The following is a 14,582-nucleotide window of genomic DNA, read 5'->3' as shown; positions in this document are numbered from 1 at the left end:
AATGAATTTCACGCTTGATTTTTCGCTTGAGGAAATAAAAAAAGTTCACTTTATAGGCATCGGCGGCATAGGCATGAGCGGCATAGCCCGGCTGCTGCTCGCGGCCGGCTTTGAGGTGTCCGGTTCCGACTTGAACGACTCCGAGATAACAAAAGGATTAAAGGCCGAGGGCGCGGAGGTTTTCGCGGGGCATAAGGCGGGCAACCTCGGCGCGAGCGATATCGTGGTAGTCAGTTCCGCCATCGGGCCGGACAACCCGGAGCTTAAGCGCGCATACGCCGCCGGTGTGAAAGTCGTTCAACGGGCGCGGATGCTTTCAAAAATCGCTGAACTGAAAAAGACCGTGGCGGTAAGCGGTACGCACGGAAAAACCACCACCACTTCCATGACGGCCGCGGCCCTGCACGCGGCAGGAGCCGACGCCACCGCGGTGGTGGGGGGGATTTTTAAAAACGCCGGCTCTAACATACGGCTGGGCAAAAGCGAATATTTTGTCATCGAGGCCGATGAATCGGACGGCTCCTTCCTTTATTTCTCCCCCTTGGTCGCCTGCATTACCAACATCGACTCCGACCATCTTGAGCATTACGGGAATATGGACAACCTGAAAAACGCGTTCCTGGCTTACGCGTCCAAACCGCCGTTTTACGGGACAGCCGTCCTTTGCGCCGATGATGCTAACGTCCTTGAAATGGCCCGAAAGCTAAAGGGGCCATTTTTAACCTACGGCCTTAAAAACCGCTCCGACTGGACGGCGAAAGACATGAGGCAGCTTGAGGGGGGGGGCACGGCTTATACGGCGGTTTTCAAGGGAGCCGAAAAAGGCAGAGTGCGCCTGCGCGCGCCGGGGCGGCATAATCTGCTTAATTCCCTTTGCGCCATGGCCGCCGGCAGTTACCTGGGTTTTGATTTTAACAAGCTGGCCGGGGGCCTCGCGGATTTTAGCGGAGTGAAACGCCGCCTGGAACGCCTTGGAACGGTCTCCGGCGTGGAGTTCCTTGACGATTACGGCCACCATCCCACCGAGATAAAAGCCACGCTTGATACGGCGGCTGAACTTTTCAAAGGACGCAGGCTGGTGGTTTTATTTCAGCCGCACCGCTACTCAAGGACCAGACTTCTTTTCCGCCAATTCCCGCCCGCATTCGCGAGCGCGGGCAAGGTTTATGTAATGGAAATTTATCCGGCGGGGGAGAAACCTATTCCTGGAGTCACTTCCCGGCTGCTGCTTGACGGGCTTAGAAAAACCGGCATTGCAGCTTCGGAATTCCCGGGGGCACTCGAATTGTCCAAAGAATTGCGTCCGGGAGATGTTTTAATAACAGTCGGGGCCGGGGATGTGTGGAAAACAGGCGCTGAAGTGAGAATGAGGCTGGGGTAGGTGGGATATAGGCTGGAGGCGAGCGGTTAGCGCCATTAAGGAACTCATTCCCTAACCCCTAGCCGCTTTCCCCTATCCGCTGCTCTTAAACTATGCCTAAATACAGCCAGGTGTTTTTAACAGACAAGCGGGTTTGCGCTGAAATAGTTTCCGCTCTTGACGGGGAGAAATTTGAAAATCTGGTGGAAATAGGGCCCGGCCGCGGCGCCCTTACGGATTTCCTTTATCCCAGATACGGGCCGCGTTTTAAAGCGGTGGAAATTGACCCCGAGATGGCTGATTTCCTGCGCGGAAAATATCCCGGCATAAGCCTGGTTAACCGGGATTTTCTTGAACTGGACCTCGCTGCGGAAATGCGCGGGGCAAAGACGGCTTTCATAGGGAATCTCCCGTACTCCTGCTCCACCCCGATACTTGAGCGGGTCCTCCGCCTTGAAAATTTTGCGCTTGCGGTTTTTATGTTCCAGAAAGAGGTGGCCCGCAAGCTGACCGCGGAGCGCGGTACACACGACTACGGCTATCTTTCTATTTCCGCGCAGGCGCGCGCCGATATTACTTTACTGGCTGACGTGGGGGCGGCCAGCTTCCAGCCGGAGCCGGAAGTGGATTCTTCCGTGCTTGTTTTAAGGCCGCGGAAGTTTTTGGCCGCGGAGCTTGAAAAAGAACTTTTCAGCTTACTAAAATCCGCTTTCTCGCACAGAAGAAAAACCCTGGTTAATTCACTCGCTCTTTCGGGCAGGTTCTCAAAGACAGCCGTAGAAAGCGCGCTTTCAAAAATCAACCTGGAATCCAGAGTCAGGCCTCAGGAGTTGTCGCTTGAAGATTACCTGAAACTAATCGCGGAGTTAAGGGCTCGTTAAACCGAGCCCTAAGACCCCCCTACCCTTTTTAAAATTGTATAATTACGGTATCAGGACGAATATTTTTTCATGAGAGGGCCGCGCATGAACTTTTACGCTAGAAGAATCAAAGATTTGCAGGGGCTTCTTAAAGACGATAAAATTGACGCTTTGGTGGTGACGCGTCCGCTTGAAACCGCTTTCCTGACCGGATTCTCCATGGACGGCTACATTATGCTTGTTTCAAGGACTGATGCCTGGGCTTTTATGCCTAAAATGCTGCTGGAGCAGTTTAATTCAAAAGCCCCGTTCATAAACGCCGCCTCCTGCGATAACACGCTTGAAGCGGTTATTTCCAAGGTGAAAGAACAGAAATTAAAAAAAACCGCCTTTGAACCTGAGACAGAAACATATTTGCGCGGGCAATTTTGGGCAAAACAGGGTTGTCTGGAGAAAAAGGGGCTTACCGCTTCTCTGCGGCTCATAAAAGAGGGGGAGGAGGTAACCGCGCTCAGGCATTCCTGCCGCATAGCGGCGGAGGCTTTCAAACGCATAAAACCCCGAGTGAAACGGGGTAGAACGGAAATTTCGGTTTCCAGAGAGCTTGAGGACCTTATGCAGGCTATGGGCGCTAAAGGGCCTTCTTTTAACCTTATCATCGGTTTCGGTCCCGACTCAGCCCTGCCGCACCATGAGAGTTCGGAGCGCGAACTTAAAAATAACGAGGCGGTATTGATCGATTTCGGCTGCATTTACAAAGGCTATTGTTCCGACATAACCCGCACTTTCTTCTACGGCAGGCCTACCCCGGAATTTCTTAAAATCCATTCCATTGTGGCCGCGTCCCAAAAAGCGGGAGTTAAGGCCGTCAAGGCAGGAGTAAAGGCCCGGCTTGTGGACAAGGTCTGCAGGGACCATATCGCGGATGCCGGTTACGGCCAGTATTTTATACATGGCACCGGTCACGGCGTGGGGCTGGAGATCCATGAGGCGCCCACCCTTAATACCAAGTCGGAAGAAACCTTAAAGGCGGGCATGGCGGTTACGGTGGAGCCCGGCATTTATCTCAGCGGCAAATTCGGCGTGAGAATAGAAGATTCTGTGCTGGTGAAAAAAAACGGTTGTGAAATACTGACAAAATAAAGGAGGAAATATATGGTTGTATTAGCGGTTGTTTTGTTGCTTTTGGGTTTTGGAGTAGTGGCCATTTTTAACAGCCTCATAAGGCTCAGGAATCAGGTGGCTAACGCCTTCAAACAGATAGATGTGCAGCTTAAAAGGCGCCACGATCTTATTCCCAATCTGGTCGCCTCCGTCCAGGGAGAAATGAAGTTTGAAAAGGAAACCCTTACAGGAGTCATACAGGCCCGCGCGGCCGCGGTTTCAGCCGGGCAGGGCGGCAATCCCGGCGACATTATGGCCAAGGAAGGCATGCTCACGCAGGCCCTGGGCAGATTGATGGCCGTGGCGGAAAATTACCCCAACCTCAAGGCCAACGAATCCGTTAAATCGCTTATGGAAGAGCTGACCCACACTGAAAATCAGATCGGTTTTTCCCGCCAGTTCTATAACGATGTGGTAACCAGCTTCAATAACCGGCAGCAGACATTCCCCGCCAATGTGTTAGCCTCTATGATGGGCTTCTCTGCAGCGACGCTTTGGGAACTGCCGGCCGACTCCCCCGAACGGGAAACCCCCAAGGTGGACCTGACGGTATAAAAGACAGGGTATAGCGGATAGCGGTTGGCGGATGGGGAATGAGCTCTTTAAGCAAAAACTTAGTATTCCGCCGCTGATCTCTATCCGCTAGCCCCCAGCCTCTGCATTATGAACCTCTTCGAACAACAGGCGCACAACAGACGGATGACGGCTTTCATTATGAGCGTCTTTGTGGCGCTGTTTTTATTCATAGGGCTTGGGTTTGACTTTTTTTATCTTAGCTTTAATCCCGCGCCGGACCCGAAATATAACCTGACCTCGTCCGGTTATTACGAGGCCGACACCCACACCGCCCAGCCGATCCCATACGGCACAATAATAGCGCTCCTCATCGGTTTGGGTATGGCTGCCAACAGCATGCTGAACGGCCCGGCCATGGTGCTCAAGTCCACTATGGCCAGGCGCGCCGTGTCTACGGATGAAAAAGAAAAGCAGCTGATAAATATAGTTGAGGAGATGGCCACGGCGGCGGGGCTGCCGCCTCCTACGGTCTATATAGTTCCGGACCCTGACCTGAACGCGTTTGCCACCGGCACGAATCCAGCCAATTCCGTTATTGCCGTCACCGAGGGGCTCTTGGGTTCGCTCAACCGCGAGGAGATGCAGGGCGTGGTGGCTCACGAGATGAGCCACATAAGGAATTACGACATGCGCCTTATGACGGTGACTGCGGCGCTCATCGGAGCTATCGGCCTCTTAAGCGATTTCGCCGGCAGAAGTACGCGCTACTCAAGGGTTTCTACCGGCGGCGGCTCCTCATCTTCCTCTTCTTCAGGCGGGGGCTCAAAAAAGGGGTTGGGACCGCTGATGCTGGTCTTGTTCGTTTTATGGATAGCGCTTGTGATACTTGCGCCTATTCTCTCGCGGCTTCTTGCCATGGCGGTTTCGCGCGAGCGTGAATATCTGGCCGACGCTTCCGGCGCCGAGCTGACCAGAAATCCGCTTTCACTCGCGTCTGCGCTTGAAAAAATACGTAACGCCGTCATGCCCACTTACGCCATAAACAACGGAGTGGCGCATATGTGCATAACGGACCCGCGCGGCAGCCTGATAGAGGAAAAAATGGGCCTCGCGGCTGACCTTTTCGCCACCCATCCCCCCATGGAAAAACGGATACTGGCATTAAAGGCAATGGCGTACCAAAGCAGCAGGGGGCAAACTACAGGGTAGAGGGGCTAGGGTTGAGGGTAGAGGTTGCAGAAATAAGGAATTGCTTCCCTAAACCCTAACCCATCGCCCCTAACCCCTGAGCGAAATCGATATTGAAGGAGATCACGAAATGATACTAGCTACTGAATTCAAAGAAGGCGACATCTTCATAAATGAGAACGGCCAGACCGTCGAGGTTCTTACTCATCAGCATCACCGCAAGTCCCAGGCCAGGGCCGTGGTTCGCGTCAAGCTGCGAAACCTTGATACCGGCTCGGTAATTGAAACCGCTTACAGGCCCGAGGACAAATTTAAGGAAGTTATGGTGGAAAAACGTCCGAAAACCTACATGTATAACGATGGAACGATGGCCTATTTCATGGATAATGCGAATTATGAACAGTTGGGCCTGAGCATGGAAAAAATAGGCAGCCTCATGCAGTTTCTCAGCGATAACATGGAAGTGCAGGGTCTTTATCTTGACGAAAGGTTTTACAATATAGAGCTGCCGGCAAATTTAGTGATGGTAGTCACCGAGACGGTAGCCGGCGTTAAAGGTGATACGGTTTCCAATGTCACCAAACCCGCCAAAGTGTCGACCGGTCTTGAAGTTAAAGTGCCGCTTTTTGTGAACGAAGGCGATAAAATACGGGTGGATACCAGAACATTTGAATACGTTGAAAGGGTGACAGAGCCGAGAAAGTAGCCTGAGGCTACCTTCTCGGCGCCATAAGCCATAAGCCATAAGCCAAAGGCCATAAGTTACAAGGAAACTCCTAAAAAGCATATGGCATAAAACTTATGGCAATAGAAGTTAAGGAATTATGATAAAAGCCGTAATTTTTGACATCGACAATACCCTCATGGATTTCATGCGTATGAAGCGCGCCTCCGTGGACGCGGCTGTGGACGCCATGATAGACGCGGGCTTGAGCACGCCGAAAGATAAAATGGTGGACAAAATTTTCAAGGTCTATTGGGCGGAAGGGATAGAGGATCAGAATATCTTCGATAAGGTTCTTACCAGCGAGTTCGGCCAGATAGATTACAAAATTTTAGCCGCGGGGATCATCGGCTACAAGCGGGCCAAAGAGGGACACATGACCCTCTACCCGCATGTAAAACTCACCCTCACCGAGCTTTTAAAGGCCGGGGTTAAAATGGGCGTGGTTTCGGACGCCCCGCGCCTGCCTGTCTGGCTGCGCATAGTCGGTTTAGGCCTTCACCACTATTTTGACCATGTGGTCACCTTGGACGATACGGGCGAGAAAAAACCCTCTCCCAAGCCTTTCAAAAAAATACTTGAACTTTTAAAGGTAAAACCCGCGGAGGCGGTGATGGTCGGCGATTGGGCCGAACGAGACATTACAGGCGCCAAAAATCTTGGTATCCAGACGGCCTGGGCTAAATATGGCAATGAGTTCGACACCAAGGTTTCCGGAGCCGATTACGAGCTGGACGATATCCATGATCTGCTTGCGGTCATAAGGGGGATGAATGAAAAGTAAAACCGTTTTTTTTCTGGCTTTTTTTTTCGTCACGGTCAGTGCGCCGGCGCTTGAGGTCGTAAAATTAAGCACCGTTCCCGTAGCCGCTATTGTCTTTTCCGGTGTTATTGAAGTGAAGGGGATAAGTTGGCGGAAAAATGCCGTGGTAATGCCGGTCACCGAATATAAGGAACGCACCTACGAAGACATAAAACTTCTTTCAAAGGGCCTTTACGCCAAAATAGAGGCCTGCCTTTCCAAAGGCGTATGCAAAAACCCGCCCGGCGCCGAACCAAAAATAAGCGTGACAGGCGTTAAAATGCTTAAATCAAAAACCCGCCTTGCCAACGCTGACACGGCCTTTGACGGGGAATTGCTGGTGACGGCCGGCGTAATGAATTCTTCGCGCGAGCCCGGCGGGTTATGGATCGGCTGGCCTGAAGACTTTAAAATAAACGACTCCGCGTTAAAAGCCAAAGCCGAAAAGCTCATTAAAGAGGCCTATGCCAAAGCGCTGAAAAATCCCAGGAAAAAGCAGTAACCGGTAATCGGTAGGAGCAAAGATGACTTTTTTTGCCGCATTGCCGTTTGCCGTTTTTTGTTCCGTATACTCCTTTTGTTCCCTGCCATTCAGATCCCAACCGGGCAGTAGTATGGCCGGAATGCGGCGGATACTCGCCGCTTTTCTGGCTCTTTTATGCTGTCTTGAGCCGGCTTGCTTCGCTCTCAAAACAGAGAAACTCTTTCCGGCTTACCCGGCGGTTTCAGGCCATGCCAGAGTCGCGGTTGAAGCGGCAAGCGGAATGATCTTTGCCCGCTTTAAGGCGGGAACCGACGCTGAAACTAAAAAAAAACACCTTGCATCCGCCGGTCTTGCCGTTCTTAAGGAATTCGACTCTACCGGTTGGACGCTTGTCGGCCTGCCTGACGGCATGACGGTAACGCGGGGACTCGCCCTGGCAAAAAATGTCACCGGTCTTGAAGCTGCGGAGCCGGACCGGGCCTACAGGGTAAAAAAGACTCCAAACGACCCTTTACTTTCTTCCCAGTACGCGCTTGTGAACGTGCTTGCAACTTCCGCATGGGAATTCGATACCGGCTCATCCAATACAATCACAGTCGCCATTCTTGATACCGGTATAGACGGGACGCATCCGGATCTTTCCGGCAAGCTTACCGGCCAAAGCCAATTTTTTGATCCCAACCAGTTAAGCGCCCAGAGCCCGAACGCGCCCACCCCCGCCTGTAATCATGCCACTCATGCCGCGGGGGTGGCCGCCGCCTCCACCGACAACGGCATCGGCATAGCCGGAATGTCCTGGGGGGCGAAGCTGCTTTCTCTTAAGGTCTTTAGCGATAATGACTGTACGCCAAACTGCGGCGATAAAAGCGGAACCGGCTCCTGTTCCACGGACGACGCCACCATATCCGCGGCTATAAATTATGCCGTCACCCAGAATAATTCGCCCGGTATCGGCAGAATAATAATCAATATGAGCCTTGGTTCGCCCGGCACTTGTGATTCCTCCGGACAGTTGCAGGCGGCGGTAAATTCCGCTTACGCAGCAGGGCTGCTTATTGTGGCGGCCGGCGGCAATGAGTCTTCTTATGTCGATTCTCCGGCTAATTGCTCGCATGTAATTCCGGTAGGGGCTACTGACTCAGGCGACAATCTGGCTTCTTTCTCAAATTACGGTTCAGAGATGACCCAGGGCGGGCTTACGGCGCCTGGCGATAATCTTTTAACCACGGATCTAGCCGGCGCCTACACCTACGCTTCCGGCACTTCATTTTCGGCCCCCATGGTTTCGGGACTTGCGGCGCTTATCTGGTCAGCCAAACCGGGACTTTCTCCCGGCCAAGTTTGGGATATAATGAAAAATTCCGCTGACGATCTTGGCATGCCGGGGGCCGACCAGTACTTTGGTTTCGGCCGTATAAACGCTTTGAAAGCTATGCGTCTTGCCGTTAATAATACATATGCGGATTTTAAAGGCGCCTTTAAATCGCTGCCTTTACCAAATCCTTTCCGGCCTAAAACCGACAAAACTATTGTTTTTACCATTCCGACTGAACTTTTGGCGGGAAATGTTGAGCTTAGAATTTACACCCAGGAAGGTGAACTTGTGAAAAAACTTTCAAGCCCCGGTTGGGATGGGAAAAACGAGTCGGGGTTTTTCGTGGCAAGCGGCGTTTATGTTTTTCACCTTAAAACCGACAAAGGAAGCGCGAAAGGCAAGTTCGCCGTGATAAGGTAAGCGGGTAACAGGCAGCAGGAAACACTAAGAACTTAAGCTGCGGGATTGCCCTCTGCCTGTCACCTGTAACCTGTTGCCTGCAACCTTTCAGAGGAGATGTTTAAATGATCGTTTTCAACCTTACAAGAAATCTGTCCGTGGTTTCACAGGCCCGGAAAGCGGATACTTTTTCAAGCCGGCTTTTTGGCCTTATTCCGCGCCGTTCCATTGGCGAAGAGGAGGGGCTGTGGCTTTTCCCGTGCGCCATGATACATATGTGTTTCATGAGCTTCGCCATAGACGCCGTATTTTTGGATGAAAATCTAAAAACACTCAGGGTCGTTGAAAATCTGAAGCCATGGCGCTTCTCGCCGTGGGTTTACGGGGCAAAAAGCGTGCTGGAGCTTAACGCGGGCCGCTGCGGGGGCAGGCTGGCAGTCGGCGACCAGTTGGCCTTCCGGTAAACCAGTCCTGAAGTTCTGAAGCCCTGAAGCGCTGAAGTTCCGGAAGGCCGTTTGTCGGCCACAGATCCATGGCCGACAAACGGCCTCTTCAAATTTAGTTAACTTCAGACTTCAGAGCTTCTAGCGCCTCAGCGCTATCATAGCATTGCAAAAGCCGGCGAATATGTTTATAATTATAAACTGATATGATTTTGGCTAAAGGACTTCAGCGAAAAAGGAATGTGAGGGAAATCCTCATAGAGGAGAAGCTTGTCCCTGAGGATAAGGTGACGGCCGCTGAGGAAACCGCCAAAAAAGAAAACAAATCTTTAATGCAGGTCCTGGCCGAATTAGGGCTTATTCCGGAACTCAAGCTTCTTAAAATCCTTGCCGCCGAATGGGGATTCAAAGCCATAGATCTGTCTAAAGTAAATCCTTCCAAGGAAATTGTGCGGCTTGTGCCCGAGGCTATGGCCAGGAAGCAGCTTTGCGTGCCTTTCGCGCACCAGGATAATAAGTTGTTTTTGGCGATGGCTGACCCGAGGGATTTTTTGGTGGTGGAAGATATCGGTTTGCGCACCGGGCTTGAAGTGGAGGCCTTCCTCGCGCTCCCCCAGATAATCACCAGATTGCTTGAAAATGTTTACGGCCGCGGCGACAGCGCCGCGGTAAACAAGCTGGTGGAATCCGTGGCCGCCAAGGTTCCCGATGAAGAGGGGTTTTCGCTGGCGGGGGACGATTCAAAAAAAGACATCTCGGATGTGGACGCCAACGCTCCCGAGGTGGAAAAGCTGGTAAACGCAATAATACTGGGAGCCCTTAACTTAAAGGCCTCCGATATACATATAGAGCCTTTTGAAGATGCCACCGGAAAAAACAGCAAGGTGCTTATACGTTACCGCGTGGATGGCATGCTGCATGCGGCCTCTTTTCTTATACCCTGGGCTTACCGCAACGCCGTAACCGCCAAGATAAAAATTCTCACAAACTCAATGGACATAACCGAGCGCCGCATTCCGCAGAGCGGCCGCATACAGATAATAGCCAAGGGGAACCCTATAGAGTTCCGCGTTGAAATGATCCCCACGGTTTATGGCGAGTCGTGCGTAATGCGTATCCTTGACCGCGCCTCAGTGCGCGTTGACATAAAGGTAATGGGCTTTTTGCCGGACACGGAAAAGAAACTTTTGGCGCAGTTTCAGGGCATAGGAGGCAAAAAGAATTTCGGCCTGGTGCTCGTGTGCGGGCCCACGGGCTCGGGCAAATCAACCACGCTTTACGGCTGCCTGAACTATGTAAACCGCCCCGACATTAAAATACTCACGGCGGAAAACCCCGTGGAATACAACATCGACGGCATAGTGCAGGTGCCGGTAAATCCCGAGATCAAGCTCGGGGTGGATAAAATATTCGATTTTGCCTCGGCGCTCCGCTCTTTTATGCGCCTTGACCCGGATGTCATAATGGTGGGGGAAATACGCGATGGTGAAACCGCCCGCATAGCCCTTGAAGCCGCCATGACGGGGCACTTGGTTTTTTCAACCATACACACCAACGATTCTCCTTCGGCGCTGGAGCGCCTTACCCAGATGGGGCTGCCGCCGTTCGTTGTGGCAAATACCATGAAAGCTGTGCTTGCCCAGCGTCTGGCAAGGCGGCTTTGCAAATGCAAGGAAGAAGCCGAAATTTCCCCGGAAGAGCGCGCGGTGTTTGAAGCTTGTAATGTGACTATTCCGCCGGGCAGGAAAATTTTCAGGCCGAAGGGCTGCGACGAGTGCAAGAGCAGCGGCTACAAAGGGCGCGTGGGTATGCACGAACTTCTTATACTGGATGACGGAATCCGCGCGCAGATACTTAAAGATCCTTCCGCCATACCGATTAAAAATTTGGCCATGAAAGGCGGCATGCGCACCATCGCCATGGATGGGCTTGAAAAGGTGCTTCTTGGACTTACCACGGTGAAGGAAGTCCTTGGCGGCGCGTCGTAATCTGAAAAGTTCTTGCCCTGGAAGCCGCAGGAACAAGGTTTTAAACGATGAAAAAAATATTTTTTGCGGCTTGTGCGCTATGCATGCTGGCTCCGGCGGCGGTTTCGGCTGCCGGTTATACAAATTTTCTTTTCGCGTTGAAGTCGGACCTTAAGCCTTTTGCCAGAGATTTAGGAGGTCTGCTCGGGTCCGGCTCAAACCAGACCGCGCGCTCTCTCGGTTTTTCAGGTTTTGACATAGGTATTAAAAGCTCCATGCAGTTCGCGCCTGAAAAGAATGACACTATTCTGGAAAACGATCATCCGTTCGGGCTTACCCTGGTGCAGGCCGATATAGGCATGCCCTACCGCCTGGACGGGTTTATACGCGCAGGATCCCATCAGGGGCTTACTGTCGCCGGCGGGGGGCTTCGTTACGGCCTCAGGAAAGTTTCAGACGCGCCTCATTATATGCAGATGATGCTTATTACTATGGGCGACCTGGCTGTTTATAAGTTTTTTTACGCCGTGCACTTTAACTCAGGCCTCATGTTTTCCCTTAATGCCGCGCATGTGGCTCCGTACTTCGGAGCCGGTTTTGACTATACGCAATTGACGCCACAAAACACGAATAATACGGCGTTTATCGGCAAAACAATATATGTTTTTGAACCCCGCTATACTTTTGGTTTGAAAGTTAAATTGAATTTGGCTTATCTGTCAGGCGGATTGACTTTCACGCACGGCCGCACACTGGCTAACGCCAGTACGGGATTGAGGTTCTAGGCGGAGATTCCCGCTATAACAGACAGCGGATAAAACGACATGATTACAACGATGAACCAACAATTCGTTAATCTCTGCGCCATCATCTCTTCCCCATCGCTGTAATCTCTTCTTTACCCTTTAAATTTATCGCCCAACTCCCTGCGAAGTTCGCGGTCTATATCCCGTTTCTTTATTTGCTCGTGGCGGTCGGAGGCGTTTTTGCCCTTGGCAAGCCCCAAAAGCACTTTGGCCCAGCCTTTCTTGAAATAAACTTCAAGCGCTACCAGCGTATTCCCCTTGATGGCGGTGGCATTGCCCAGTTTGTGTATTTCACCGCGTTTTAATAGCAGCTTGCGGGCTCTTAGCGGATCAATGTCTTTCATCGTATTATAGGCATAGGGCGCTATGTGCAGACCGTAAAGCAAAACCGAGCCGTTTTCAACCCGGGCGAATCCCTGTGTAATGACAGCCTGCTTAAGGCGCAGGGATTTAACCTCGGGCCCTTCAAGCGCGATACCGGCCTCAAAGGTTTCAAGGATAAAATAATCGTGGCGGGCTTTACGGTTGGTGGCCACAAGTTCAATGGTTTCTTTCTTTTTCACTGTATTTATACTATCAAATATCATAAAATTAAAAAACAGAGCATTTTTCCGCCCCACATCTGCCGCAGGTGAGGGGTATGATATGCCCGCGCGATCACCTTCGTTAGTGAGCGCGGGGACCTTATAGAAGGGGTTCAGTAAGCGGGCCGCCAAAAGCGGCAAAGCGAACGATGAAGGGGAGCTTAGCTCCACCCCTTCCCAACAGCTGAGGGGACACCGCAGTAGCGGTTTCCCCTCATGGAGCGCCGGCCGTTACCGCTTAAAGGCCGGTTGCTAATCAACCCTGAGCGTGAGTATGCGAAGGGCGCGACAGATGGAAAGGTGGCCGAGTGGTTGAAGGCGCAGACCTGGAAAGTCTGTATACCTCAAAAGGGTATCGAGGGTTCGAATCCCTCCCTTTCCGAAGTTTTTCACTTTTAAAAAAATCGGCAGAAAAATTATTATTTTCTGCGCGCGCAGAATTAAAATTAAATATAAATTCCCAAGGTTTTTTGAACTCGACGGAAAGCCGCCGCCTGCCGATACGGAAGTTCGAACCGATCTTTTTCAACTTTTCCCGGTTTTCCTCCGCTTTTCCGCTCTCCGCCAATTCCCCGACGTGAACCGCCTCGCGATATAGTTCTAGCTCCGGTTCGAACCGATTGGCTCCCTGCCGGGCAAAAGCTGCGAGTTTGTTTTCAATTTCCTTTTTCCCATTGACCAATTGGGCTTTACGTTCAGCGTACTCGGACTGTGTAAGGTGGCCTTGCAGTACCAAATCCAGCAACTTGCCCAATTGGTCTGTAAGGATAACCAACTCACCTCGCAGCTTTTGCCGGGCACTATCCCCGGCCTGGGCAAACGCGGCTCGTTCCTTTTCCGCCATCAGGATGAGCCCGTTTGCCAGGGCCGGGGGTAAGGAAACAGATTTTAGTTCTCCTTTTATCTGTTCCTCTATAACTTCCTCGCGTACAAAGTGTTCGTCGCAAGGCCCTTTCCGTTTGGTACAGCGGAGATAATTATGGGACTTCTGTGTTTCCGTAGTAATGAAGCAGCCACAAGTGGAACAGTGGAAGACCCCACGATAGGTGTACGGCTTCAACCTTGGCCCCTTGGGCTTGCTTTTACGGAGCATTACGGCCTGGCACGTATCAAATAGAGCCTTGGTTATGATCGGCTCGTGCTTTCCCTCGTAGAGTTCGCCCTTATACCTTATAAGCCCGTAATAGACGGGGTTCTTGAGCATATACTGATAGTTCCCTACTGAAAGGGCGGTATGCCGCCCTTTCAGTCCAACCTCGTTCATTATGCGCCGCACTTCGGCCAACGGGTAATCGCCGGTAGCATAAAGCTCAAAGGTCTTCCGGATAAAGACCGCCCGGTCTTTATCCGGATATATCGTCTTGGTGTTCTTATCGTTCAGGTAGCCGAGCGGTGCACAACAGGGCCAGATACCATTGCGGAGTTTTTGACGGAAGCCGCGCCGGATATTTTCCGAAAGGTTATCGACGTAGTATTTGGACTGGCCGAACGCGATTGAGAGCATGAACTTGCCCTGTGGCGTGGGGTCAAACCAAAAAGTAGGGAACTTTAGAGCTGTTATCTTGCCTGTGTCTACAAGGTAGATAATTTTTCCGCCGTCGATGGAATTGCGGCAAAGCCTGTCCGGGTGCCAGGCGATTATGCCCTGCGCCTTGCCGTCTTCCATGGAGGCTATCATCGTATTGAAGATTTCGCGGCCGGGCTCCTTGGCGGTCTTGCTCTCGATGAACTCTTTGACTATGAGAAGCCCTTCTTTCAGGGCGTACTCCCGGAGCTCGGCAAGCTGCGCCTCTATGGATAGGATTTGCCTATCAGGTTCGTCCGTGGACTTTCTGGCATAAAGGAAATACCGCATGTCTTGGTTTTGCATAAGACCTCCCATACCTTGCGCTTAATGCCGGTTTGGCCCAGCAGGGCGGAACCGGCATTAAGGGCTAACTCCGCAACTCTCCGCCGCGCGTAAGGCCGGC

At 51.9% G+C, this 14,582-nt stretch carries 13 protein-coding genes and 1 tRNA gene; 13 read left to right on the top strand and 1 reads right to left on the bottom strand.

Translation table 11 applies throughout. From position 1 onward, the window contains the following. Position 1 precedes the first annotated feature (1 nt). The 12 genes from murC (at position 2) to NTX59_12260 (ending at position 12,007) form a co-directional block, all read left to right on the top strand. The gene (murC, locus tag NTX59_12315) at positions 2–1,381 is read left to right on the top strand and encodes a UDP-N-acetylmuramate--L-alanine ligase (GenBank protein ID MCX5786459.1); all 1,380 of its coding nucleotides are present in this window, start codon (positions 2–4) and stop codon (positions 1,379–1,381) included. Between the two features lie 92 nt (positions 1,382–1,473). Continuing rightward, complete coding sequence (gene rsmA, locus NTX59_12310; GenBank protein MCX5786458.1) at positions 1,474–2,241, top strand: 16S rRNA (adenine(1518)-N(6)/adenine(1519)-N(6))-dimethyltransferase RsmA; 768 nt, start codon at positions 1,474–1,476, stop codon at positions 2,239–2,241. 84 nt (positions 2,242–2,325) lie between these two features. Beyond that, complete coding sequence (locus NTX59_12305; GenBank protein MCX5786457.1) at positions 2,326–3,363, top strand: aminopeptidase P family protein; 1,038 nt, start codon at positions 2,326–2,328, stop codon at positions 3,361–3,363. Positions 3,364–3,375: 12 nt separating this feature from the next. Next, a complete protein-coding gene (locus NTX59_12300) occupies positions 3,376–3,939 on the top strand; it encodes a LemA family protein (protein MCX5786456.1) in 564 nt (187 codons plus the stop codon). Between the two features lie 108 nt (positions 3,940–4,047). Beyond that, entirely contained in the window at positions 4,048–5,109 is a 1,062-nt protein-coding gene (locus NTX59_12295) for a M48 family metallopeptidase (protein MCX5786455.1), read from the top strand. A gap of 109 nt (positions 5,110–5,218) precedes the next feature. Continuing rightward, positions 5,219–5,794, top strand: coding sequence for an elongation factor P (gene efp / locus NTX59_12290; protein ID MCX5786454.1), 576 nt, complete (start codon positions 5,219–5,221; stop codon positions 5,792–5,794). Between the two features lie 118 nt (positions 5,795–5,912). Then, positions 5,913–6,596, top strand: coding sequence for a TIGR02253 family HAD-type hydrolase (locus NTX59_12285; protein ID MCX5786453.1), 684 nt, complete (start codon positions 5,913–5,915; stop codon positions 6,594–6,596). After that, positions 6,586–7,116: a hypothetical protein gene (locus NTX59_12280; protein MCX5786452.1), complete on the top strand. Its 531-nt coding sequence runs from the start codon at positions 6,586–6,588 to the stop codon at positions 7,114–7,116. The genes NTX59_12285 and NTX59_12280 overlap by 11 nt, the downstream gene beginning before the upstream one ends. Positions 7,117–7,228: 112 nt before the next feature. Beyond that, positions 7,229–8,833 (top strand): S8 family serine peptidase, encoded by a 1,605-nt coding sequence (locus NTX59_12275; GenBank protein MCX5786451.1) that lies wholly within the window; start codon positions 7,229–7,231, stop codon positions 8,831–8,833. A 104-nt stretch (positions 8,834–8,937) separates the two neighbouring features. Continuing rightward, positions 8,938–9,276 carry a DUF192 domain-containing protein gene (locus NTX59_12270; GenBank protein ID MCX5786450.1) on the top strand — a complete coding sequence of 113 codons (339 nt, stop codon included), beginning with the start codon at positions 8,938–8,940 and terminating at the stop codon, positions 9,274–9,276. A gap of 191 nt (positions 9,277–9,467) precedes the next feature. After that, positions 9,468–11,243, top strand: coding sequence for an ATPase, T2SS/T4P/T4SS family (locus NTX59_12265; GenBank protein MCX5786449.1), 1,776 nt, complete (start codon positions 9,468–9,470; stop codon positions 11,241–11,243). 47 nt (positions 11,244–11,290) lie between these two features. Next, on the top strand, positions 11,291–12,007 hold the full coding sequence (locus tag NTX59_12260; GenBank protein MCX5786448.1) for a hypothetical protein: 717 nt from the start codon (positions 11,291–11,293) through the stop codon (positions 12,005–12,007). A 113-nt stretch (positions 12,008–12,120) separates the two neighbouring features. Here the strand turns inward: NTX59_12260 and smpB are convergent, their stop codons facing one another. Next, the gene (gene smpB / locus NTX59_12255; protein MCX5786447.1) at positions 12,121–12,591 is read right to left on the bottom strand and encodes an SsrA-binding protein SmpB; all 471 of its coding nucleotides are present in this window, start codon (positions 12,589–12,591) and stop codon (positions 12,121–12,123) included. Between the two features lie 315 nt (positions 12,592–12,906). On the opposite strand from smpB, the gene NTX59_12250 reads away from it, so the two are divergent. Next, positions 12,907–12,994 (top strand) — tRNA-Ser (locus NTX59_12250). The last annotated feature ends 1,588 nt before the right edge of the window (positions 12,995–14,582 follow it).

The sequence above is a fragment of the Elusimicrobiota bacterium genome, from assembly GCA_026388155.1.
Classification (GTDB): domain Bacteria; phylum Elusimicrobiota; class Elusimicrobia; order Elusimicrobiales; family UBA9959; genus UBA9634.
This window is presented reverse-complemented; position numbering and strand designations above follow the sequence as displayed.

Bases quoted from the DNA above. Each gene is read 5' to 3' on its own strand.
- murC (MCX5786459.1), top strand. From the start codon at position 2: ATGAATTTCACGCTTGATTTTTCGCTTGAGGAAATAAAAAAAGTTCAC.
- rsmA (MCX5786458.1), top strand. From the start codon at position 1,474: ATGCCTAAATACAGCCAGGTGTTTTTAACAGACAAGCGGGTTTGCGCT.
- NTX59_12305 (MCX5786457.1), top strand. From the start codon at position 2,326: ATGAACTTTTACGCTAGAAGAATCAAAGATTTGCAGGGGCTTCTTAAA.
- NTX59_12300 (MCX5786456.1), top strand. From the start codon at position 3,376: ATGGTTGTATTAGCGGTTGTTTTGTTGCTTTTGGGTTTTGGAGTAGTG.
- NTX59_12295 (MCX5786455.1), top strand. From the start codon at position 4,048: ATGAACCTCTTCGAACAACAGGCGCACAACAGACGGATGACGGCTTTC.
- efp (MCX5786454.1), top strand. From the start codon at position 5,219: ATGATACTAGCTACTGAATTCAAAGAAGGCGACATCTTCATAAATGAG.
- NTX59_12285 (MCX5786453.1), top strand. From the start codon at position 5,913: ATGATAAAAGCCGTAATTTTTGACATCGACAATACCCTCATGGATTTC.
- NTX59_12280 (MCX5786452.1), top strand. From the start codon at position 6,586: ATGAAAAGTAAAACCGTTTTTTTTCTGGCTTTTTTTTTCGTCACGGTC.
- NTX59_12275 (MCX5786451.1), top strand. From the start codon at position 7,229: ATGGCCGGAATGCGGCGGATACTCGCCGCTTTTCTGGCTCTTTTATGC.
- NTX59_12270 (MCX5786450.1), top strand. From the start codon at position 8,938: ATGATCGTTTTCAACCTTACAAGAAATCTGTCCGTGGTTTCACAGGCC.
- NTX59_12260 (MCX5786448.1), top strand. From the start codon at position 11,291: ATGAAAAAAATATTTTTTGCGGCTTGTGCGCTATGCATGCTGGCTCCG.